Here is a 22,620-nt window from a genome sequence, read left to right on the forward strand (position 1 = left end):
TTAAGTTTATGAAATCGAATTACTTATCGAATTAAGTTGTCTTGATCTGATAATCATGATATATTTTAATTTTAGGAAAATAGTGGTTATATACACTTGAATCTGAGAGTATTGGTAAAAATCATCTCACTGAGAATAGCGCTGGTGAAGTGCTTTTTTTGAAAAAAATGATGAAACTTATGATCCTATATTTTCAGAATTCGCTTACCTATGTTCATTTTTAATCGTATAGAGTAAAATAAAGCTACAGATTGTAAAAGCAAGTCCTCCAGCCGATGGAGCATACATATGGTGATTTTATGACTCAAGAACAAGTTAATGCAGTATCTTTTGTAGTTATATCTGAAGATGTAGGAAGAACTACGTATGGCGGGGCAATGATACTCAAACCTATAGTTAAAATTGAAACGGAGGTATTACCTTATCATCTGAAGTATAGTGTTTCATTTGGTTATATTCTTAGAAATAAAGAATTGCATACCGTAGAGATCGAGATATCAAACAAAGATGGTGATGTTGTCGATATTTCAGATATTACCAAAGTACAATTCAGCGACACATCGCTTTACGATGATGAAGGGAATAGGCAAGACTTCTCATTAATTGGGGATGCTGGATTGACTAGCTCCCCTGGAATACATTTGCAGGAATATGGAAAGTTCTCGATAAAGATCAAGTTTAATGGTGAAGTACTAGGAGAAACGTTTTTTGTGGTCATGCCTACTGGCTCCTATAACGAGGGCGTAAATTATGAGTAAGTATGATGCTGTTTCAAGAAAAGAACATAATATGAAAATAATCAAGAATATGTATCAAGATGAGGTTGCTACTGCAAAAGAGCAAAGAGGGGGTGTGAGAATGGACGATGGAACGAAGATGATACTTGAAAGAATGGATAAAGACTCCAGAGAACGGGAAGCTAGGTATCATAATGACGCTAAAGAACGTGAGTCGCGTTATAAAGCGGAAATGATTGAGCAAGATAAAAGATGGCGGGATGAAATGAAAGAACGCGAAGAGCGCATTCTTAATGCCATCAAAGAAGGATCAGAGAGAACGGAGAAAAAAATTACTGCAATAGAGGATGAGGTCAAGCAAATTAAGTCTGACGTTTCATCTAGTGTTCAACACACACAACAATTAGTAACAGCTAACAAATGGGGATCTATCGGAACTATAGCGGCCATCGTGGCGCTTTCAATTACAGTGATTATCGCTATGATCCAGCTAAAGCCATAACAATGATGCCTAGTCTACGGACTGGGTATTTTTTTCTGTTGAATAACGAACGTATATTCGCATATACTGATAAAAAGCGAACGAATGTTCTTATTTCTGGAGGGATGAACATGCCAGTAAAATACTTGGGTTGGTTAGTCGAAATCATTTATCAAGATCAGTCGGGAAAGATCACGAAGCGCCGTATCCAGATTAAAAGTATCCGGTCCGGAATGATCAAAGCAGATGATTTGTTGTCTGGCCAGCCACGTACGTTCCGTGAATCAGGACTACTGGCATGGGTTCCAATTAAAACAGGGGAAGGGGCATAAACATGCTGACTGATTATCAGCGCAAGGTGTTGAGAATCTTATACAACTACAAAAGTGGCCGCCGCCGATTTCCTACGGTACATGAGCTGACGGTAAAGACGGGGAAATATAAACCTGATGTCATGGCTGCATTGGACGCCCTTGTGTCTGCGAATTACATACAATGGGATGACAAGTCAGATACGGCCAACATCGTGATTCTGGAAGGTTGGGAGCGGGAATCTGAGAAGCCGCAGCTTCCTGCGCCACCACAGACGATTAAGCCGAATAACACAGATTACTGGACACAATATTGAGGGGGAACGAGTTATGGCAAGCAAATTGACAGGGAACGGAGTTTTCGAGGGATCACGCATAATTCTGCCAGAACATCGTGATGCATATCTTCGGGAAATGAGTCTGCAGGAAAGAAGGGGCAAGCCGGTCCTGGACGAACAGGAGATGCAACTTATTGAGGAAGCTATCTTCGAATCATACCAGGAACGTCACTCTGTTACGCTTACGGTATTCAATCCTTTTGATGATGAAGAGATAAAAGGAGTTGTAGCATCGATCGACAGACAGAGTAGGAGAGTCAAGCTTGTACGTGGTGATGAAGATTACAGCTGGATTCAGATCGAAGAAATTATAAATGCGAGCATATAATAATGCAGAGGATTTGAACAGCATAATCCACAATAGCACTATGTCTATAATGAACATGTTATTGAAATTACATTAATTGATATCCTCGGCACCGAAGCGGATGATGTGGTAGACCGTGTGCAGCTCAAAATCGAAAAGAGTAAGATTTACCGCAACCTCGACATTTTGGATGATCGGGAGAAAGAAGTGGTCATTGGGCGTTTTGGCCTGGAAGCTGGCGGAGAAGAGCGTACCCAGCGCGAGATCGCCAAAGAGCTTGGCATTTCACGCAGTTATGTTTCGCGGATTGAAAAGCGTGCGCTGATGAAGCTGTATCATGAATTTTATAAGCAGAAATAAATGTAACGATCTATATGCATAAAATCAGGAGGGCTGCTTTTCGTCTGTGAGAAAGGCGGCCCTTTTATGGGGACTACTTAATTCACGTATATAAGCGAGGTCACGCCCTTTTTTTAGAGAGAAAATAATAACTCAGTGTAATAATCAAAATGCCTGTAATGGAATATACCCATTGAAAAGTATCATGTCCGAATCGAGTGACAACACTACCGCCGATTGCAACAGCCAGAATGATCAGGCCAAAAGGAATTTTGTTTTTCATATGGGGACCTCCTCTTTGCGTTTACCGCACAAGTTTCTATGGCGCGAAATGTAATGAGAACCAAATCTTAATGTATTTATATTCTCTAACAAAGACCGATTCAAAACTTTTCTACAGATAAAGAAGAAATTGATATGACGCTTATTGATACGGATCAAGGAATTAAATTTTAACAACGAATTCAGCACTCTTTTTATGATACTCAAAATAGTACTTGTCCATATTTTAATTCAAATGAAGGACTTTGTCTGCTAATTATGGATTGTCTTCCGCACAGATAAATTTAAGCGTTATAGATTAACTGCTTAATGCTTGTAATATCAGTTTATAAAATCAGGCTCACCAAAGAATTTTCTTTGAGGTTTAATATATCCGCAGCGAGCAGACCGTTTTCGTTGAATAGGGTCTTTTTTCCATACGGATTTATGAAAAGTAATGATAGGTATTCTGGACAGATTATTATATATTTAATGGTATATTATTTTTGCATCACAGAGAGCATGCGCAGAAAGAGAGTGGTGGTGTACCATGCAGGAAGAAACATTAACAAGAGGACTAAAGAACAGGCATGTGCAGTTGATGGCTATTGGAGGAGCGATCGGAACCGGGCTATTTCTTGGGGCAGGCAAAACCATTCAACTCACCGGGCCTTCGATTCTGCTGGCGTACATTGTCACAGGCATTGTATTATTCCTCATTATGAGGGCGCTCGGGGAAGCTGCTGCTGAGCAATTTACAGTATCACTCATTTGTAGATTTTGTTCGTGATTACCTGGGAAATATGGCAGCATTTATTACGGGCTGGACCTACTGGTTCTGCTGGATTTCTATTGCGATGGCAGATATTACGGCAGTTGGCCTATACACGCAGTTCTGGTTTCCGAATGTACCCCAGTGGATGCCTGGATTGATTGCGCTAGTCATCCTGCTGGTGATGAATCTGGCTACGGTCAAGCTGTTCGGGGAGATGGAGTTTTGGTTTGCCCTGATTAAAGTGCTGGCTATTCTGGCTCTTATTGTGGTCGGTTTATATATGATCTTTACAGGTTTTACAACCAATCAGGGTCCTGCAAGTTTCACCAATCTGTGGAGTCACGGAGGCTGGTTCCCGAATGGAATGCATGGTTTTATCATATCGTTTCAGATGGTTGTATTTGCTTTTGTTGGCATGGAACTTGTAGGACTGACCGCAGGAGAAACGGAAAATCCGGAAAAGGTTATTCCCAAAGCCATTAACCAGATTCCGATTCGGGTACTGCTTTTCTATGTAGGAGCGCTGCTGATTATTATGAGTATCTATCCCTGGAATGCGATCGTGCCAACCGAAAGTCCCTTTGTGCAGGTATTTGCAGCGGTAGGTATTGCTGCAGCAGCCGGTGTGGTGAATTTTGTTGTGTTGACGTCTGCGGCATCGGCATGCAACAGTGCTATTTTTAGTACAAGCCGGATGGTATATTCCATGGCGAAAGATCATAATGCTCCCAAATCATTTGCACGTGTAAACAATAGGAAAGTTCCAGCCAATGCACTGTTCTTCTCTACCGTTGTAATCTTTGCTGCGATTGTGCTGAACTACATTATGCCGGAAGGTGTATTTACACTAATTACGAGTGTATCCACAGTATGTTTTATTTTCGTCTGGGGCATTATGGTGATCTGCCATCTGCGCTATAAGCGTACACAGCCTGAATTAGCAAGTCAAAGTCGGTTCAGACTGCCGCTGTACCCCTTGTCCAATATTCTAATTCTGGCATTCCTGGCCTTTGTCATTATCGTATTGGCGCTCGCAGAGGATACCCGGGTAGCCTTATTCGTTACACCAGTGTGGTTTCTGATTGTATCCCTAATTTACATGTTCAAAAAGAAGAAGAGAGATCAGGAATAACACTTTTCACTTGAAGAACAATTTCCAATGAAGAACAAAGGTATAGACGATATGGCAAAAGAGCAATCTCCAAGGAGGTTGCTTTTTTAATTACTTTTTAACAGGGACAACGGTATAAACGCAGTTTCTTCCTCCCGCCAACATATATTCTCCCCGTTCAATCTGAACCTCATTTCCTAGAACCGTCCTGAATAAATGCAGTTCATTTTTGCATAATCCGGTACATACCGCGGCAGCTGCACAGATTGGACAGTGCTTCTCAATGAATAAAAGACGGCCATCTTCCTGTTCTTTCACCTCTGCCATGTAACCCTCGATCGTTCGAATCTCGGCCAGCTTCTCCAATTTCTCCCTGACATTTGCTGCACCTTCAAGATGCTGCGCATATTGTTTCTGCATCTTTTGATTGCGGACAGCCAGCAGTTGATTGAGCCCCTCCTCCCCAAAAGCTTCTTTCATGGATTGAATCAGGCTGACAGATAAATCCGAATAACCGCTGGGGAAAAATTGATCTGCTGCAGGTGTCAAAATCCATCGTTTGGTCGGACGGCCCATAGGCCGCGTTTCTTCCACATGAGTGACAAACCCTTCCTCTTTCAGGGCATTAAGATGCTGACGAATAGCCATGCCAGACAGGGAAAACTGAGAGGAAAGAGAGGTGACATCCATGCCCCCTTGGTGCTTCAATGCATCAATGATGGCCCGCCGTGTTCGAGTCGAGACGTCTTTTTTCGTTTGGTTTTCGTTCATGAGGTACCTCCTTTGTTGAAGCATGAAACGCGCGTTAATCCTCTACATTTTAAACAAAAATGTTGACAAAGTCAAAGCTTCACGATAGTTTATACATTATAAACAAAAATGTTTACTAAGTATCCGGATACGCTGTATACATACTATTTAAGGTTCAAACATTTATGAAATAGACCATATTTGGATATCCAGACATTTAAACGAAATAGGAAGGACGGCTTACCAAAGGAGGTTTCCGATCATTGCCGCATGAGGAGACGGAAAAACATTTTACAGCTTACCGCATCATTGGAACGAAATGGACCATTCATATTTTATTTACGCTCTATAAAGGACCAAAAAAGTTCAGTGAACTTGCCAGAAGTATACCTTTGATCTCGGAGATGGTCCTTACCCGACGTCTGAAGGATCTGCAGCAGGACGGATTAGTCCGGAAAATAAGTTTTACAGAGCAGAGACGGATTTTCTATGAACTTACACCTAAAGGGGCCGCCCTTGCGAGCTTTATCCCTTGTTTAATCGAGTGGACAAGGCTGCATAATTTTTAAAACAACTTTAACAAAGGAGGAAAAAAGATGAACATCGAGGTCACTCCGAGTGCTTCCATTAAAATGTTGCAAATCTTGTCCGATGCCAATATGCAGGCTTCATTTCTTCGTGTCGGCGTAAGTGAAGGAGGGTGCAGCGGTTTATCCTATACACTTGTAGTCGATGATCAGCAGACTGGAGAAGATATCGTGCTGCACAAAGATGGATTCGGCATCATGGTTCACAGGCACAGCGTTCCTTATATTGACGGCCTGGAGATTGACTATGAAGAAAGCGGCATGACTGGAGGATTTACGATGAACAATCCAAATGCCAAAGTGTCATGTGGATGTGGGGCCAGCTTCAGAATGGCTAAAGACCGCGGCAGGGTTCAAAAGTGTGATTAACATTAGACAAGAATAGGAACTGTCCCAGGCAGAAGTTGGCCAGTAAGGGACAGTTCTCTGTATATATTTGATTAACCAAGCCACTCCAGGATTATATCCACCGCTTCCTTGTACCGCTGACCAACAAGCAGGCCTGTATGTGTGGTATCCCAGAGTCCTGCATAACTTGCTCCAAGCTGATCGGCAGTCAATCGTCCTCTCTGGTTCTCATCCTCCGACAATACCGCTTTGATGACCAGACTGGGACAAGCGATTCGGCTGCCATCGATCGATATGCCTTCAGCCCCGCAGAGGACGGAAAAGGTACGGAAGGCTTCAGCAGACTCCATCTGCAGATACCGGCGCTGAAAAGCGATATCTTCTGCCGTCTCATCGATCGTTTCCGACTCCTCACGTAAAGGTGCCGGCATAATGATCCCCGGATTAATCCGGTCCTGAACAGGATAGGGGAGGGCATTATGGACTTCTCTGCTTATGCTGGAGTCAATGACAACTAAACCTGCCAGGTCAGCCGTCTCTGCAATCTTTTGGCTGAGTATTCCGCCCATGCTGAAGCCGATCAGTATAGGAGGTGCAGCAACAAAAGACAATACCTCCCGTATATCCTTCATGTAATCGTCAACCGTAATACGGCTCAAATCCATCACCCGGCTCTTATAATGACTTCTCAGATTCAATGCACAGCAAGTCCACCCATGCTCTACAAAATGGGGAATATACCTGCTCCACATCCAGCTGCCTGTGTAAGCTCCGTGGACAAATAGAAGGGGGGGACGCGAGACGGCTGCTTTGGAGCTGGCTGCCGGATTTCCCTGGTACAGTTCAACACATAAATCGTTCTCTCCAATCTGATATATTTCGTGTGCAGGCAGGAATTGCGTATAATCAGTCATAGTAAATTCTCCTTTTGATTAGTTTGATATCAAACTATTAATCCAAAAAAAATTAGAAATTGTCGTGAATTTTAATTAAAATGCGAAGCAGTTCTCTTCTCTCATTATCTGTAATCCCGGCATAAAAAGTATCCAGCATCCGCTGCGATATATCTTCAAAAGCCGGCTCTAATGCTTCGCCTTTGTCTGTCAAAGCGACATGAACAATACGTGAATCAGCTGCATCACGCTCTTTGAGCACATATCCGGTTCGCACCAGCTTATCCACAAGCGCGGTTACGGTTGATTTATCCTTACGGATCTTCTTGGCGATCTCCGCCATCGTCATTCGCTGATGGTTATAGAGCGCATAGATAATATCACCATGAGAAGTCGCGAGATCATGGATGCCCTGCGAGGCCATTTCTGTCAAAATAAAACGACTGGTTTTCTCTTTTATTTTGGATATAAGTGAAACTGCATCTCTTGTTTTCATATCTGTAATATAGTTTTATATCAAACTAATGTCAAGAGCAAAGCTTCTTAAGTCATTTATGAAAAATGTATAGTAAAGAAATTTGTGCTAATCTTTTCCTTCTTAAAGTACGAAAGAATGTACGAAAGAATGATTCTTAGAGAAGTGGTATCAGACAATTACCTCAACGTGAATGAACCAACTCAATCCCACTCCGTTCCAAGATACGAACAAGCCAAGGTCTACCAAAAGAATGGATGAGATCCAAACCTATATACGGAATCATCCAGCTTCTGGTTGAATTTTATACCTTATAGGTTTTTTTTGAAAATCTTATAGGTCTTTTTCTTTAGTTTACTTCATAAAGTATAATCAAACTTTACTTTTTTAAATAAATACTTTACAATCGAAATGGAAGGGGTGATCAATATTGGAAAATAAATCTGATCAAATCTTAAACAAAGTTTACGAGTTTAGGGTTTTGAGAAAAATGTCCCAAAGTGATCTTGCAAAAGTTGTGGGAGTCTCAAAACAAACAATCTTTGTTATGGAAAAAAATAATTATTCTCCATCTTTACTTTTGGCGTATAAGATTGCTGATTTTTTTGGGGTAAGTGTTGAGGAGATTTTTATATATAAAAAGGGGGAATCTGGGGATGATGAATAACTTAGATCGCTGGTTAGATGTTAGCAGCAATTTCAACATTTTTATAGGTGTAATTACATGTATAGGAATAGTGAGTATAGTCATTTACACTTTATTTTTGAACAAAATTGGAAAAAAAGATGAATATAGTTTACAAATCCGGCTCAATGTGACGAATAAGATGTTTATTTCACTTATCATTTTATTCACTCTGTTTGTTTTTTTAGTCCCAAATAATATGCTGCATTACAAGCAAATCATTTATATGTGCTTTGCACTCACAGTTCTCGTTGGAGCAGTATCAGCCGCTTATTACTATATAAGGGACTTTAAAAACTGAGAGGGGCGAAGAACGATGACTACATTAATCAAAACAGAAAATTTAAATAAACATTATCGTAATACATTGGCTTTGAATAATGTAAACCTAAGTATTAACGAAGGCGATATCTATGGATTAATTGGAAAAAATGGGGCCGGTAAGTCCTCTTTGCTCCGAGTTTTGTGTGGTCAATCTACTCAATACTCAGGCAGAATAGAATTGTTCGGGAAAAACCTCAAACAAGGTTCCGAGCAATGGGGGGACATTGGTACTTTGATAGAATATCCCGCATTTTACCCCGAATTAACAGGTAGGCAAAATCTAGAATATTATAGAATTCAAAAAGGAATCAAAGAGAAAAATCGCATTGAAAAAATACTAAATGACTTAGATTTAATAAAATTTGCGGATAAAAAGTTCAAACAATATTCTCTGGGGAACAAGCAAAGACTCGGAATTGCTCTTGCTCTACTAAATAATCCTAAAATTTTAATTTTAGATGAGCCTACAAACGGATTAGATCCTATAGGAATTAAAGAAATAAGGAGATTATTGCTGGAAATAAACAAAAAATCAAAGACGACTATACTAATTTCCAGCCATATTTTGTCTGAGTTAGAACATCTGGTTACAAAAATTGGATTTATTGATAACGGTAAAATTATTGAGGAAATCAGTGTGGAGGATTTCAGGAGTACTGCTAAAAATTCAATTATCATAAAAGTTCTGAATTACAATAAAATATTCCCGATTTTGAAAGATACCTTCAAGAACAACGAAGTAACGCTTCTAGACAATATGGATATCAAAATTTCTGGTAAGCACATCGATATTTCAAGTATATCCCAAATTATCCTGCAGGCTGACGAAAAAATACAATCTATTCATGAGAGAACGGACTCTTTGGAAGAATATTTTATTAATTTAGTTGGGGGCATGGATAATGAAAAATTATCTTAAAAGTGAAGTATACAGAATAAAATCTAAAAAGCTTATATACTTTCTGCCTTTTATTATAGCCGCAATTCCTATATTTGGAGTCTTTCTAGTATGGTCCGTTGGGCTTTCCAATCCTGATTTCGAATATAATAATACAGGTTTTATATATCGATTTTGCAGGCTTTCTTTTAACAGTCTTATTTTACTCATTCCTTTTCTAACCATTTATTTGTTCTCGAGTGAGTATTCCAATGGTACGTTTAAAAATGTGGTTTCTTCAGGAATAAGCAGGAGAAGTATATATATATCAAAATATATTATCATACTTGCTGTATTAATTTTAATTAGTATTATTGATTTGCTTCTTATTGTTTTTACTATTGAGTCACTTATAGTACATAAAGATCCCAATGAACAAACGATTTTTTTTAAAAGTATAGTTCAAACCATTCCTCTTCTTATCGCAGCGTTTTCAGTATCTGTTATGCTTTGTTTTACAGAAGAGAAAATAATTTCCAATTTAATTAAATACTATCTCTTATTATATGTTATACCTGTTTTCTTTGGGAATTTTGAAAATTTAATTCCTATAATCAAACCTTATTTGAATGTATTTCCTGTTATTAGAATGACTAACGATATATCTTTTTCAGCTGGAAGTGTGTTGTTTAATTGGTTAGAAGCTATAATTTATTTTTTGATCGCATTTATGATAGGGAATTCAATTTTCAACAAAAAAGAAATATAATCCAATTGATCTTATTTGGTTAAAACAGCATATTGTGAAATTTAAATAGATCCACAGCAAAGCTGACGACGGTAGTCTAGATTACCGAAACCTGTTTTGCTGTGGATCTTTTAAGGTTGTATGACCAAACATAATTCTTACAATTTTCATAGTGACTTTTGAAAGGGTAACAGCAGCGTGGTTCGAGTTAATTATTGTCCCTATAGTCACGAGATGTTTTCAATTCTGCCCGATTTAGCAGTCTTTTTAAGAGAAAGATTTTGTTCAAAATGATGCGTAAAAGATGAAATAATTCTCATAATGTGTCGCAGAGAAATGGAATTTATTCCTTAAAAATGTGAATGTAAACAAAAAAACTATTGATAAAGTAAAAAAATGACTTATAATGTAAGTCAGCTGGGTATATATTCTAAAAACTGGGAGTGATTGTAATGGTTAACGATAGAAATCCTTTTGTTGCTTTTAATAAAAAAGAAAATTTAGAGTTTTTATCTCCTGTGTTAGCAGAAGAGATCACTGAAGTCGATATCAGTATCCAAGGTGGATGCACGACGAATACGTTTACACTCAGCAATTTCTTAGGTAATCAAGGCGGATGGTGTACTTTGTCGAAAGAATGTCAACGCGCTTGTAACTAAGTGAATTAGGCTATACATATACCCAGCTAATTTTATCAAGATCTTAGGGAGGAACTATCGTGAATTTGACTAAAGAGGATGTAATACCATTTTGGAAATCAATACTTAATATTCAAAATGAAAGCGATTTAGAGTCGCATCTTAAACATTTTTTCGGTGATGATATAGATAGGTTAGTTGAAAAAATTAATAGTGAGAATGCACATAAAGAAATCAATATCGAATCTGTTAAATCAGATCAAGAGAAACAAGATTTTTTCAAGAAAGAGTTTGATCTATTCTTGAGTAGATTGAATAACATTATTGGGTCTTGTGAATTTCTAATGGACAAAGACAAATTTAGTGAATCGCAGCATCATCAGTTGGAGAAAATCATAGAGAATGATTTGTGGTATTTTCTAATTGATGAAGCCACACTTTATTTTAAGGAAAATAACACCAAATTTAAAAAAATAAATGGTGAGAAAGCTCTTCAAATCTTTATCGAAGAAGTTTTCCATACCAAACGTTTTAGAAGTCAATGCGAGATATTATATCCTGACTTGTTCGCTCTTATTAATTTAAGGATTAACCACTATTTGGAATACATTGAAGAAATCATTAGTAATATAACAGGAGACTTTAACAAAATACAATCTTTATTACCTTCATCTAATTCATCTTTTAAATTGAAAGATATCAAGATTGGAAGTGGTGATACACATTCCAATGGTAGAAGTGTAGCAAAAGTTGAATTCGATCAAGGGAATGTTTATTACAAGCCGAGAACCGGAGAGCTTGATATTAATTTTTTTGACTTTATGGACGAATTGTCTACATACAATGAAAAATTCAATTTTAAACGGGCAGAAGTGATCAGTGAACTTAAATATTCTTACTTTAAGGAAGTAGAACACAAACTCGTTGAAAATCAGGAAGAAATGGAAATATATTATGAGAAATTAGGCTATATCTTATGCATTATGTATACATTGAATGGAACAGATTTTCACAGTGAAAATATCATTGCGCACGGGAAAGATCCTGTTTTAGTTGATCTAGAATCACTTTTTCACTCCAATATATTTTTAAATGAAAATTTGTATGATCATGGCTTTTTAGAAATTATCAAATCTTCTGACCCTACTGTACTGGATGTAGGAATACTGCCAAAAAAAATTGTTAAAAATTATGACTCAGACGATTATTCTCTTGAAATCGGTGGGATTGGTGCAGAAAAACAAAAAACTTCACCGTTTAAGTTCTCGGAATTTAGCATTGACGCAGATGGAGAACCAAGGCATGTCAGGAAATTTGGATTCAATGGGGTGAGTGAGAATAATCCAATCAAAGAGATTGATGATTCTACAATATTTGAAATGAATATAATAATGCAAAAAAGTTTCGAATATTTTTATAAATGGATTCTGAATAACAAGACCGTTTACCAAAACATGGTATCCAAATATTTCAGTAATCAAAAAATCAGAGTGATTCTGCGTCCAACTTTTTTATACTCAAAATTATTACTTTTAAGTAAAAATATTTATATTATAGGCAATAAAACGAATCGAGAAATACTCTTCTCTAAATTGTCTTTTGAACGTGAGAATCAACTATCTTTTGTGTACAGTGAGTACAATCAATTGATGAATTACGATGTGCCTATATTTTATACGAATACTAACAGTTTGGAAATAATGGACTCTGATAATAATATTTTAGGTGTACTCTCAGACAAGACTCCATTGGAAAGCTCACTTCAAAAAATAAATAGGATGTCCTTGGATGACCTAGATAATCAGAAAACTTTGATTGATCAAGCAATGCGGCTAAAGGAATACAAGGGGGATAAAACAGATATTGTTTTTGGATCTTTAGAAGGTGAAAAAAATAGTATTGAGTTGGAGAGCGCTGAAAAACTTATCGAAAATATTGGCGATTTATTGTTGAAAAGAGCAATTCATGCTAATAAAGAGTCTGTTACATGGATTAGTACTACGATTCTAGGTAAAGAAGAATCCGAATTTGGTGTTGGACCTGTAGGGAATGATGTTTATTTGGGTAATGCTGGAATTGCTCTCTTTCTCGCTCAACTTTATAAATTCTCAGGAAATGAAAAGTATAAAGAGATTGTTAACAAAGCGATAAATTATAATATTAGATTTTTGAAACAAGAAAAATTGTATGAAAATGGTAATACTGGTTATTACAACGGGACTAGTGGCTTGTTATTAAGTATAGCGGTCATTAACAAAATAATACCTATTGAAGGTTTTCAAGAGATTATGTCTACATCGCTGCAAAGGCTGAATAGATTAGTGAAAAAGAGTAATAATTATGATCTTTTCTCTGGTTCTAGTGGTTTAATCACATGTTTGATTGCTTTAGATAACATATATCCAGATTATCGGGAACATATCCGCCCACTGTTAGAAGAATCCTACTCGAATTTGTACACGAATGCTGTACGTAAGGGAAATACTTGCTATTGGGAAAACAAAAACACATTAGCCTATGTTGGCTATGCTCATGGTAATGCAGGAATATTAGCATCATTAATAAAATTAAAATCAATTGAGAATGAAATTCTAGGTTACGAACTTGTAAATAGCGATTTTTTACATGAGATATCCAATTATATAGATACAGCGTATGATGATGAATTGAATAATTGGGAAAATATACCTGGATCTAAAAAATATTCATATGGATGGTGTCATGGAGCACCAGGCTTGTTACTAACACAAATAACAGCTAAAGAATGCAATTCAAAAATGTTGAAAGATGAAAGTTATATAAGAAATTTAGTTGATATTGTCATCAAAAAAGGATTTGGAGCGAATCCATCTTATTGTCATGGGGATTTAGGAAGCTTAAAAATCATTCAAAAATACGCAAAGGTATTTGGAGATAATAAACTTCTTGAACAATGTAATACAACGTACACCAGTATTTATCACAAAACTATAGATAAAAAATGGGAAAAACAAGTACTATCTCATTCAGAATCCTTAGGGTTATTGATCGGTGTAGCAGGTTGGGGATATTCGGTATTGGATCATCTGTACCCAGAGGAAACTTTTGACTTTTTTACGCTATAAATATTTAAGCGATGCTGATGAAAAGCTCCAAAGGATAAATTAGCGTGAATTGCACGGCTTCATAAAAAGGTGAATAAAAGATTGCTTCTATGAGGTATCTAAATGAAGAGAATCAAGGTAATAAGACAATTACAACCTAACGAATGTGGGCTTTGCTGCTGCAAAATGGTACTGGATTTCCATGGCTGTAATGTTCAATTAAGAGATATCCGTAATGAGATTGGTTCGATTAGAGACGGAGTTAATATATTTCATATAAAGAAATATATTGAAAAGTACAATTTTAAGGCTAGAGTGCTGAAACTAAAGACTTCAGATGTGTCAGACACATTAAAAAAGTTGAAACTTCCAGCTATTCTTTTTTGGGACAATAGACATTTCGTCGTCTTAGAAGGTATAAAAAATAATCGATATTCCATAATTGATCCTGAATTGGGTAGAGTTTCATATGCTGAAAAAGATATACTTGCTCATTTCAACAACATATTATTGGAAGTTCATCAATTAGAAGACTCTTTGAAGATCTCTGATATCGGATTTTTCAAAAAATGGTATTTCTTTATTTTCTCTTTGAAATCATCAGCAGGCAAAATAGTATTAAGTGTTGTACTATCGATCTTTATGTATCTAATCACTATTTTTTCAGCAGAGTTTTCAAAAATAATAATTAACCGTATGTCGGGTTTAACAAATCCTACTAACCTTGAACAGCATATAGGAACTTTTAATGATTTTCTGATCGTTTTATTGTTATTTTTTGTAGTTGTAGGTGCAGCCGTGTTCATTCGTGAAATTATCTCATTGTCTCTTCGTGTGGATACCGAAAAAAAAATAGTGTCTGAAGCATTTAAAAAAACATTGAGCTTACCGTATTCATTTTTTGAATCACGAACTAATGGAGAGTTAATGACCAGCTTAGGTAGTGTGAACCTCCTAAAAGATTTTCTATTGGATAAATATATAAAGATGTTCTTTGATATTGGATTATTTATCATTTTAATTGGATATGTCTGTTCAATATCAGTGAAATTATTCTTTATACACATTGTGTTATTAGTACTGAACCAAGCTCTTATTATTAGTTTATCCAATAAAATCAAAGAATTGGGTCATCAAGAATTCACGTTGAACTCACAATCTAATGGTATCCAAATAGAGACACTGCACTCGATTCAACTGACAAAGGTAATGCGGTCTGAAAATGAAATATATTCAAAATGGGAAAATATTTTTTCTGAGCTGCAGAATATTAGGAAAAGAAAACAATTTTACCAGGGTATTCTCGCTACATTTGGAAATACCGTTAATATTATAATTCCGTTACTGCTGCTCGTTGTTGGATTTTATTTGTTCATACATCAAGAAGTAACCCTAGGCGATATTATCATAGCTCAAACTTTTACCATTATGTCGATTTCTTTAATAGCTCAAGTGCTAAACACATACAGTGAATATATTGTCAATTCAAGTTTTATAGAGAGAATAAATGATATTGTGCTGCATCCTGAAGAAATTCAAGGAGTTAGAGAAATAGATAAAATAAAGAAAATCGAGATAAAAAATTTAGATTTCACGTATTCCAAGGATGCAAATCTGGTTTTAAAGAATATTAATCTCTGTATTAATAGCGGAGAGAAAATAGCTTTTGTAGGTTCGACCGGTTGTGGTAAAAGTACACTAGTGAAATTGTTGTCTGGACTGTATAGAGAAGAAAATCTTCCTATTTTTTATAATGACGTGCCGGCTAATGAAATAGCTGCTGTTTCTTTAAGTAAGCAAATCTCCTGCGTTCTTCAGGACATGCATATATATGCAGATACGATTCTTGAAAATATACGTGCACAAAGACATGGTTATAATGAGGCAGACGTAAAAAAGGCAGCAGAGGCTGCTTGCTTAGATCAAGATGTATCCAAATTTCCTATGCAATATTATACAGTCCCTACAGACTCAGGTATGGATTTATCTGGTGGCCAAAAACAAAGAATTGCTATTGCAAGAGCTGTATTAAACAATCCAACTGTTCTGATATTTGATGAAGGCACAAGTTATCTTGATTATATAACTGAAAGAAAAATAATGAATAACATTCTCGGTCAAGAAAATATTTCTATTATTGTTGCTCATCGATTAGATAGTATAAAAAATTGCGATCGTATTTATTTTATGGAAAACGGAGAAATAGTTGAACAAGGAACCCATTATGAACTTATGGATCTTAAAGGTAAATATTATGACTTATATTCCAATTAGATAGATTGAGTAATATTGTGCACAAACCACCGTCTGAATTAAAGAAAAATATCATTGCTTAATCAGGCGGTGGAAAGTGAAAATAATTATGGGTACGACTTTGACAAAAAGTTAACATAGTATAACTAAAAAATATGACACGAAGGGAAGTATATTCAAATGACAAAACGCGAAATTAGAAAAGAAATTTTGGAGAACAACACTTTTATTTGTGAAAAAGAAGTCGGTGAACTGCATGATAAAGTGGGAGCTGCAGTTCCGATCACTACATCGTCTTGGATCTGTGGTGTAGTTACTGCAGCATTATGTCCAACAACAGCTTGCAGCAGTAAGTGCTAATCTTTTGAAATTTTAATTTTTTAGAAAAGAGCAAATTAGTCAAAGTCGTACTAACACTTGATAATTTGCTCTTTTTGTATGATTAAACTTATTCATGAACGACAAGGAGCTGAGATGATGAATAGCGTTACCTTCCCGATATTAAAAAATAATAAAGAGCTGCTAAGCATTCTTCAAGACTTTTTTGTTGTGAAGGAGAGAATGGGTTCAGAATCTGATGAATACTTCTATACTTTTTATAATCCTTTTAGATATTTAATAAAACGCCTGATTGAGAGTGAATTTGCAGCAATTAGGAATTCGACTAAAATTAATTACAATTACTTCGATATCATTCAAGATGAATTTATAAATAAGATTAAAGAAATTTGTTCAAATATTTTATTAACAGAGTTGAATATTAATCGAGTAACTGGTTCGCTGCTCGGAGAAACAAAAGAAGAACGTTATTCCTTTTTTGTAGAACAAATATTAGGTTCTAAGAAAGGTTTTTTTGAGATTTTAGAAGTATATTCAGAGTTAGTCCCATTAATAACGATTAATGTAAATCAGATCTTGGAAGAACATGTCTTTATACTTACAAAAATAGAAGAAGATTATGAAGAGATTAAGAATGTTTTTTTTGACAATAATTTCACAATATTAGGGTATAAATTTGGGATGGGTGATTCTCATAGAAAAGGAAAAAGTGTAAAAATAATAGAAACTTCTGTTGGGAAGTTTGTATACAAACCTAAGTCACTTAGCTTAGAGAAGCACTTTAATGTACTATTGAATTGGATTAATTCTAAAGGGATCACTGATAATCAATATTTAAGGTGTCCGAAACTCATTGATAAACGAGAGTATGGGTGGCAAGAATATGTTAGTAATAGAGACTTAGAAAGTCAAGATTCGGCTTTTGATTTTTATTATAGACAGGGTATGAATTTAGCTCTTATGTACGTGCTCAATGCTAGTGATTTTCATTATGAAAATTTAATAGCAGATGAGTCATACCCTGTTCTTATCGATATCGAAACATTTTTTTCAAATATAGAACTTTCTGAAGGGGACGAACTTACGGCTTCATACCAGTCATCTGTATTGTCTACGATGATGCTTCCTATGGATTATGGAAAGTTATTAGATTTCGAGATAAGTGGATTATCAGGAAAAGATGGACAAGTATCTAATATACACACTGATCTACAGTTGATGAATGCTAATAGTGATGAGATGCAGTTTGCCAAAAAACCATTTGTAGTAAAGGGTAAGAAAAATATTCCATCTTTCAAAGGGGAGAAAAAAGAAGCATTTTATTATGTTGATGAAATCTGCGAGGGGTTTACATATTTATATAATTTAATAAGGTCTTCTAAAGATGAATTTATAACGCTTCTTGAAATTTTCAATATGGATGAAATAAGAGTGGTTTTAAGGCCTACTCAAACATATGCTGAGTTTCTTGCAATGTCCAAATATCCTAAATATTTAGTAAGCAATGAAAAGAGGAAAGAGCTTTTTAATTTATTGTTCGATTCGGATTCTCAAAAGTTCCCCATTGCTGCTATAAAAGAAGAGATAAAAAGTTTGGAAAATGAAGACGTTCCCTATTTTCATACTTTAATAGGACGTAAATTTTTGAGGATTAATAATATTCAAATGGATGAATATTTTAAAGAATCACCACTCTCCAATGCAGTTCAGAAAATTCAATCACTAAATAACGCTGATTTGAAATTTCAGGTTAAAATTATCAGTCTATCTCTGAAATTCGAATTAACAAAAGCGGATGTTGACTCTAAATATATAGCTCCAGAAGAAACGCTGAAAATACACGTTGAAGACAAAGCTGCTGTTAAGGAACAAATAGATTATTGGGCAGAGCACATATTAAAGAATTCTACAAAGCTGCCAAGCGGTCGGATTCAATGGTTTTCACACATCAATGATGGTGATCATAAAGCTAAATTAGGCTACATGATGTACGGTTTATATGATGGCATTTCAGGAATGTGTATTTTATTTGGTTTGCTTTCTAAATATGTTAATCATGAAAAATATGAACCTTTTTATTTATTATTACTCGAGGACATTATAACCAATGAAGAGAAAATACTTGAGCATGAAAATAGTATATGTGGATTTGGTAACACCGCTTCTATTATTTTCACATATCTCTATTTGGGGAAATTAAGAAATGAAGAAGCTTTAATATCTAAAGCAGGACAGCTGGCAGTCCGATATTCCAATAAAGTAATACGTATGATCGAACCGGATGAGGTGGAGATCGATTTTACGAGTGGGTTAAGCAGTTTGTTGGTGGTTTTGTGCAGAGTCAACAAAAATTCGGAAAATAAAGAATTGAGTAAAAATATAGAAGAGATTGCGCAGTATATTATAAATGCTGTAAAAGTTGAACTGTCCTCTGGGGAGTACCGTACAGGTTTCGCTCACGGCTATACAGGTATTGCCTTTGCGCTGGATACTGCTTCAGCACATAGTAATATTCCTCAAGATATAATTGTGGCACTTATCGATATGGAAAACGAGAAATATGATCCAATTATGCACAAGTGGCATGATACTAGGAAAAATGATAATAAGTATAGTGAGGACTACTGGTGTCAAGGTTCTATAGGTATGTTGTATGCGAGGAGTGTAATGAAATATAATTTACCTGAAAATAAGTTAATGCTGGAAGAATTGAAAAGTAATTCTGTAAACTCGTATGGAAAGTTTACTAATTATTCCTTGTGTCATGGGTATCTTGGAAATTTCCTGATTCTGAAGCATAAAGATGTTATAAGTGATAAAGAAATTAATTTCCCCAAAAATGGAGATGCTTACATTGGTGGTTTGGGAGCAGATGCTGAGTCTATGGGGCTGTTCTTAGGGGAAGCAGGCTTGGTATACTTTTTAATTTCTATCTTAAACGATGATGTTCCTAATATTCTTTATTTAGAAGTTTGATGCCGTTCATTAATTACTAATATATTGGGAGAGCCTAAAGTGAAAAGAAGAATAAAGATGGTTGGACAAATCCATCAGACAGAATGTGGATATTCTTGCATAGCCATGATATGTGATTTTCACAAGTACAGCGTTACTCTTAAAGAATTGAGAGAAATGGGCAAAACAGGCAGAGACGGATTGAGTTTGTTGAATATTATGGAAATCTTCGAGGGGTTGAATTTCGAAGCAAAAGTTTTTCAAATTGAAGCAAGTGATACTAAAAGTTTTGGTTTACCCTGCATAGCTTACTGGGAAGAAAATCATTTTGTGGTTATTGAAAATTTTGATAAAAAAGGGGTTTGGATATTCGATCCAGGATTACCGGATAAGGTTAGAATACCCTATGATGAATTTAACAGCAAATTTAGTAACTACATTATAGAAGTTAGCACAACTGAACAGACGGAAGTTCGGAAAAGGGAGAATATATGGAATTCTTATTTTAAGTATATATTTATGAATAAAAGATCCATGATGATTTTTTTAATCTCCTCATTATTGTTGTATGGGATAACGCTAATATTAAGTTACTTTATACAAGAGATTATCAATCGGTTAAGTAACGATGGAATTAATATAAACAGTATATTAATTGCTGCCTTGTTGGTTGTAGCTTTCCAAACTATTATAAAACTAGTGCAGGGAAAATCAGTATTATATATTAATAATAATGTCGATCATAAATTCATGGACGATTTCTTTTCTCATCTATTGAAACTGCCGTATCACTTTTTTCAATTTCGTTCATCAGGAGATATTTTATATAGTGCTTCCAGCATAAGGATTATTAGGAGTACACTCTCGACAGAAGTGATTACAAGCGCAATGAATTTATTTTTTCTTGCTTTTATGATTGTCTATATGTTTTTTTTCTCCCCAACGATCGCATTGTTTTGTTGTGTTTTAATTATAATATACAGCTTACTTTTGCTAGTTAATAGGACGTATTTATCTAAATTCACTAATAATGAAGTAATGAATACTTCGAAGCTGCAATCCTATCAAAATGAAATGATATTTAATATGTTTTCCATAAAAATCAACGGGATTGAATCAAAAGTTTATATGGAATGGAAGAAAAAATTAGATAATTTCATTGCATCGATTAAAGCAAAAGAAAATTATTCGAATTACATGCAAACTTTAATAGGGGCATTTGAAACTGCTTCTCCATTACTTGTTATTGGACTAGGAGGCTATCTTTATTTTCAAGGGACAATCAACATTGGAGTAGTTGTAATGCTGTATTCTTTATCTATTCAATTATTTGGTATATGTAAGTCTTTATTTCAGCTATATTCTTCTTTTGTTGCATCAACTTTGTATTTAAATAGAGTCCATGATGTTTTGGTTGAGGACGAAGAAATAGGAAACCGAGAGGGGATAAAGCCTGAATTAAAAGGAAATATATGCCTCGATAATATAAGCTACAAATATGGAAAAAGAAATGTTTTGAATGGAATAACATTACAAATAAACGCTGGAGAAAAAGTTGCGTTAGTTGGAGAAAGTGGGAGTGGAAAAAGTACATTAGCTAAAATTATAGTTGGGCTGTACCCACCAACCTCCGGAAACGTGTACTTTGATGGATATGACAGTCTTGAGATGGAGACCAGTTATTTGAAAAGTTTAATTGGAGTCGTTCCACAGGAAATTACTCTTTTTAACAAAAGTATAAAAGAAAATATTATACTCCATGGTGACGTGGTAGACGAGGAACATTTAATCAATATCTCTAGAAAAACTAACATTTACAATGATATTATGAGTATGCCTATGAAGTTTAACACATTAATATCTGAGTCAGGTACCAATTTATCGGGTGGACAAAGGCAGAGAATTGCTATTGCAAGAGCACTTATAAATAATCCTAAATTCATCGTTTTTGATGAAGCGACAAGTTCATTGGACTATAAAAATGAAAAGCAAATTGATGATTATCTAAAAGAGATCCATTGCACTAGAATCATTATCTCACATAAGATTTCATCAATTCGAGATGCGGATAAGATTATTGTATTGAAAAATGGAGAAATTGAGGATATTGGCAATCATGAATATTTGTTAGAAAACAATGATTTTTATAGAAATTATTTCGATTTGCTAAATTCGACCTCGATAATGTACCAGTAGAAAAAGATTGAAACCTATCAATTACCTCTCCTAATCGTTTACAATAAGGTATTGATGCAGTGAATAAAGGAGCGTTTACGCATGGCAAAACAAAAATATTATGTTGTATGGGAAGGAAAGCAGCCGGGCGTATATGCAACATGGGCGGAATGCAAAGCACAGACGGATCAGTATGCCGGAGCCAAATATAAATCGTACGAATCGAGAGAAGCAGCCGAAGCGGCGTACCGTGCGGGTTGGAAAGGGAACTGGGGTTCAAGTGCGGGAGGAGCAGGCGGTGCTTCGAAGTCCAAGTCGAAGGCCAGCAGCAGCAGTAGAAGTGCCGGGATGGAAACATCGGAGGAAATTGAGTATGACAGCATCTCCGTTGATGTAGGGACACGCGGTAATCCAGGACCAGTCGAATACAAAGGGGTGGATACCCGCACAGGTGAGGTGCTTTTTTCCGTTGGACCAATCTCGAAAGGCACCAATAATCTGGGTGAATTTCTGGCTATTGTGCATGCACTGGCTCATCTTAAAAAAGAAGGCAGCAGCAAAACGGTATACACCGATTCGGTTAATGCAATGAAGTGGCTTAAACAGAAGAAAGTCGCCACAACTCTGCCGCGGGACAGCTCGACTGAGGAGATCTGGTTGATGATTGATCGGGCTGAGCAGTGGCTTCGTTCAAATACGTATACCAATAAAGTGCTGAAATGGCAAACGAAACAATGGGGTGAAATCAAGGCGGACTACGGCCGGAAGTAACACATTTTATCCCTTCAAAAAAAGAACCAGGCTTGTCTATTAGAATCGATATTTACAAT

General features: G+C 35.9%; 22 protein-coding genes and 2 pseudogenes. 20 read left to right on the plus strand and 4 right to left on the minus strand.

Annotation, left to right across the window (positions count from 1 at the left end):
* Positions 1-275 precede the first annotated feature (275 nt).
* From ABXS70_RS05325 to ABXS70_RS05350, 6 genes and pseudogenes are all read left to right on the plus strand, one after another.
* On the plus strand, positions 276-758 hold the full coding sequence (locus tag ABXS70_RS05325) for a hypothetical protein (RefSeq protein WP_366294490.1): 483 nt from the start codon (positions 276-278) through the stop codon (positions 756-758).
* Positions 751-1,239, plus strand: a complete 489-nt coding sequence (locus ABXS70_RS05330; RefSeq protein WP_366294493.1) for a hypothetical protein — start codon at positions 751-753, stop codon at positions 1,237-1,239. The genes ABXS70_RS05325 and ABXS70_RS05330 overlap by 8 nt, the downstream gene beginning before the upstream one ends.
* Positions 1,240-1,349: 110 nt before the next feature.
* Positions 1,350-1,550 carry a hypothetical protein gene (locus ABXS70_RS05335; protein WP_366294496.1) on the plus strand — a complete coding sequence of 67 codons (201 nt, stop codon included), beginning with the start codon at positions 1,350-1,352 and terminating at the stop codon, positions 1,548-1,550.
* A gap of 2 nt (positions 1,551-1,552) precedes the next feature.
* On the plus strand, positions 1,553-1,846 hold the full coding sequence (locus ABXS70_RS05340) for a hypothetical protein (protein WP_366294499.1): 294 nt from the start codon (positions 1,553-1,555) through the stop codon (positions 1,844-1,846).
* Positions 1,847-1,859: 13 nt separating this feature from the next.
* Positions 1,860-2,195, plus strand: a complete 336-nt coding sequence (locus tag ABXS70_RS05345) for a YolD-like family protein (RefSeq protein ID WP_366294502.1) — start codon at positions 1,860-1,862, stop codon at positions 2,193-2,195.
* A 63-nt stretch (positions 2,196-2,258) separates the two neighbouring features.
* Positions 2,259-2,534: pseudogene (locus ABXS70_RS05350) on the plus strand (sigma-70 family RNA polymerase sigma factor); the annotation flags it as partial.
* 100 nt (positions 2,535-2,634) lie between these two features.
* On the opposite strand, the gene ABXS70_RS05355 reads toward ABXS70_RS05350, so the two are convergent.
* Positions 2,635-2,796, minus strand: coding sequence for a hypothetical protein (locus tag ABXS70_RS05355; RefSeq protein WP_366294505.1), 162 nt, complete (start codon positions 2,794-2,796; stop codon positions 2,635-2,637).
* 528 nt (positions 2,797-3,324) lie between these two features.
* On the opposite strand from ABXS70_RS05355, the pseudogene ABXS70_RS05360 reads away from it, so the two are divergent.
* Positions 3,325-4,681 (plus strand): annotated as a pseudogene (locus ABXS70_RS05360) (amino acid permease).
* 90 nt (positions 4,682-4,771) lie between these two features.
* On the opposite strand, the gene ABXS70_RS05365 reads toward ABXS70_RS05360, so the two are convergent.
* On the minus strand, positions 4,772-5,431 hold the full coding sequence (locus ABXS70_RS05365) for an ArsR family transcriptional regulator (protein ID WP_366294507.1): 660 nt from the start codon (positions 5,429-5,431) through the stop codon (positions 4,772-4,774).
* A 242-nt stretch (positions 5,432-5,673) separates the two neighbouring features.
* On the opposite strand from ABXS70_RS05365, the gene ABXS70_RS05370 reads away from it, so the two are divergent.
* Together ABXS70_RS05370 and ABXS70_RS05375 are read left to right on the plus strand one after the other, a co-directional pair.
* Positions 5,674-5,979 (plus strand): helix-turn-helix domain-containing protein, encoded by a 306-nt coding sequence (locus tag ABXS70_RS05370; RefSeq protein ID WP_366294510.1) that lies wholly within the window; start codon positions 5,674-5,676, stop codon positions 5,977-5,979.
* A 27-nt stretch (positions 5,980-6,006) separates the two neighbouring features.
* Positions 6,007-6,366: an iron-sulfur cluster assembly accessory protein gene (locus tag ABXS70_RS05375; RefSeq protein WP_342552188.1), complete on the plus strand. Its 360-nt coding sequence runs from the start codon at positions 6,007-6,009 to the stop codon at positions 6,364-6,366.
* 71 nt (positions 6,367-6,437) lie between these two features.
* Here ABXS70_RS05375 and ABXS70_RS05380 read toward each other — a convergent pair whose 3' ends face one another.
* Both ABXS70_RS05380 and ABXS70_RS05385 read right to left on the minus strand, forming a co-directional pair.
* Positions 6,438-7,259, minus strand: a complete 822-nt coding sequence (locus tag ABXS70_RS05380) for an alpha/beta hydrolase family protein (RefSeq protein WP_342552187.1) — start codon at positions 7,257-7,259, stop codon at positions 6,438-6,440.
* A 52-nt stretch (positions 7,260-7,311) separates the two neighbouring features.
* Positions 7,312-7,662 carry a MarR family transcriptional regulator gene (locus ABXS70_RS05385; protein WP_366296550.1) on the minus strand — a complete coding sequence of 117 codons (351 nt, stop codon included), beginning with the start codon at positions 7,660-7,662 and terminating at the stop codon, positions 7,312-7,314.
* 478 nt (positions 7,663-8,140) lie between these two features.
* On the opposite strand from ABXS70_RS05385, the gene ABXS70_RS05390 reads away from it, so the two are divergent.
* The 11 genes from ABXS70_RS05390 (at position 8,141) to ABXS70_RS05440 (ending at position 22,561) form a co-directional block, all read left to right on the plus strand.
* The gene (locus ABXS70_RS05390; RefSeq protein WP_342556407.1) at positions 8,141-8,380 is read left to right on the plus strand and encodes a helix-turn-helix transcriptional regulator; all 240 of its coding nucleotides are present in this window, start codon (positions 8,141-8,143) and stop codon (positions 8,378-8,380) included.
* Positions 8,370-8,699 carry a hypothetical protein gene (locus ABXS70_RS05395; RefSeq protein ID WP_342552186.1) on the plus strand — a complete coding sequence of 110 codons (330 nt, stop codon included), beginning with the start codon at positions 8,370-8,372 and terminating at the stop codon, positions 8,697-8,699. Before ABXS70_RS05390 ends, ABXS70_RS05395 begins: the two co-directional genes overlap by 11 nt.
* Positions 8,700-8,714: 15 nt before the next feature.
* Positions 8,715-9,641, plus strand: a complete 927-nt coding sequence (locus ABXS70_RS05400) for an ABC transporter ATP-binding protein (RefSeq protein WP_342552185.1) — start codon at positions 8,715-8,717, stop codon at positions 9,639-9,641.
* On the plus strand, positions 9,625-10,368 hold the full coding sequence (locus tag ABXS70_RS05405; protein ID WP_366294515.1) for an ABC transporter permease: 744 nt from the start codon (positions 9,625-9,627) through the stop codon (positions 10,366-10,368). Before ABXS70_RS05400 ends, ABXS70_RS05405 begins: the two co-directional genes overlap by 17 nt.
* Before the next feature lie 431 nt (positions 10,369-10,799).
* A complete protein-coding gene (locus tag ABXS70_RS05410) occupies positions 10,800-11,006 on the plus strand; it encodes a plantaricin C family lantibiotic (RefSeq protein ID WP_342552183.1) in 207 nt (68 codons plus the stop codon).
* A 59-nt stretch (positions 11,007-11,065) separates the two neighbouring features.
* Positions 11,066-14,089: a type 2 lanthipeptide synthetase LanM gene (lanM, locus tag ABXS70_RS05415; RefSeq protein WP_366294518.1), complete on the plus strand. Its 3,024-nt coding sequence runs from the start codon at positions 11,066-11,068 to the stop codon at positions 14,087-14,089.
* Between the two features lie 102 nt (positions 14,090-14,191).
* The gene (locus ABXS70_RS05420; protein ID WP_366294521.1) at positions 14,192-16,342 is read left to right on the plus strand and encodes a peptidase domain-containing ABC transporter; all 2,151 of its coding nucleotides are present in this window, start codon (positions 14,192-14,194) and stop codon (positions 16,340-16,342) included.
* Positions 16,343-16,501: 159 nt separating this feature from the next.
* A complete protein-coding gene (locus tag ABXS70_RS05425) occupies positions 16,502-16,681 on the plus strand; it encodes a class II lanthipeptide, LchA2/BrtA2 family (RefSeq protein ID WP_342552180.1) in 180 nt (59 codons plus the stop codon).
* Positions 16,682-16,795: 114 nt separating this feature from the next.
* A complete protein-coding gene (lanM, locus tag ABXS70_RS05430) occupies positions 16,796-19,636 on the plus strand; it encodes a type 2 lanthipeptide synthetase LanM (RefSeq protein ID WP_366294524.1) in 2,841 nt (946 codons plus the stop codon).
* 39 nt (positions 19,637-19,675) lie between these two features.
* Complete coding sequence (locus tag ABXS70_RS05435; protein ID WP_366294527.1) at positions 19,676-21,811, plus strand: peptidase domain-containing ABC transporter; 2,136 nt, start codon at positions 19,676-19,678, stop codon at positions 21,809-21,811.
* 81 nt (positions 21,812-21,892) lie between these two features.
* Positions 21,893-22,561, plus strand: coding sequence for a ribonuclease H (locus ABXS70_RS05440; protein ID WP_342552177.1), 669 nt, complete (start codon positions 21,893-21,895; stop codon positions 22,559-22,561).
* The last annotated feature ends 59 nt before the right edge of the window (positions 22,562-22,620 follow it).

Origin of the sequence: Paenibacillus sp. AN1007 (assembly GCF_040702995.1) — a bacterium.
Taxonomy (GTDB): domain Bacteria; phylum Bacillota; class Bacilli; order Paenibacillales; family Paenibacillaceae; genus Paenibacillus.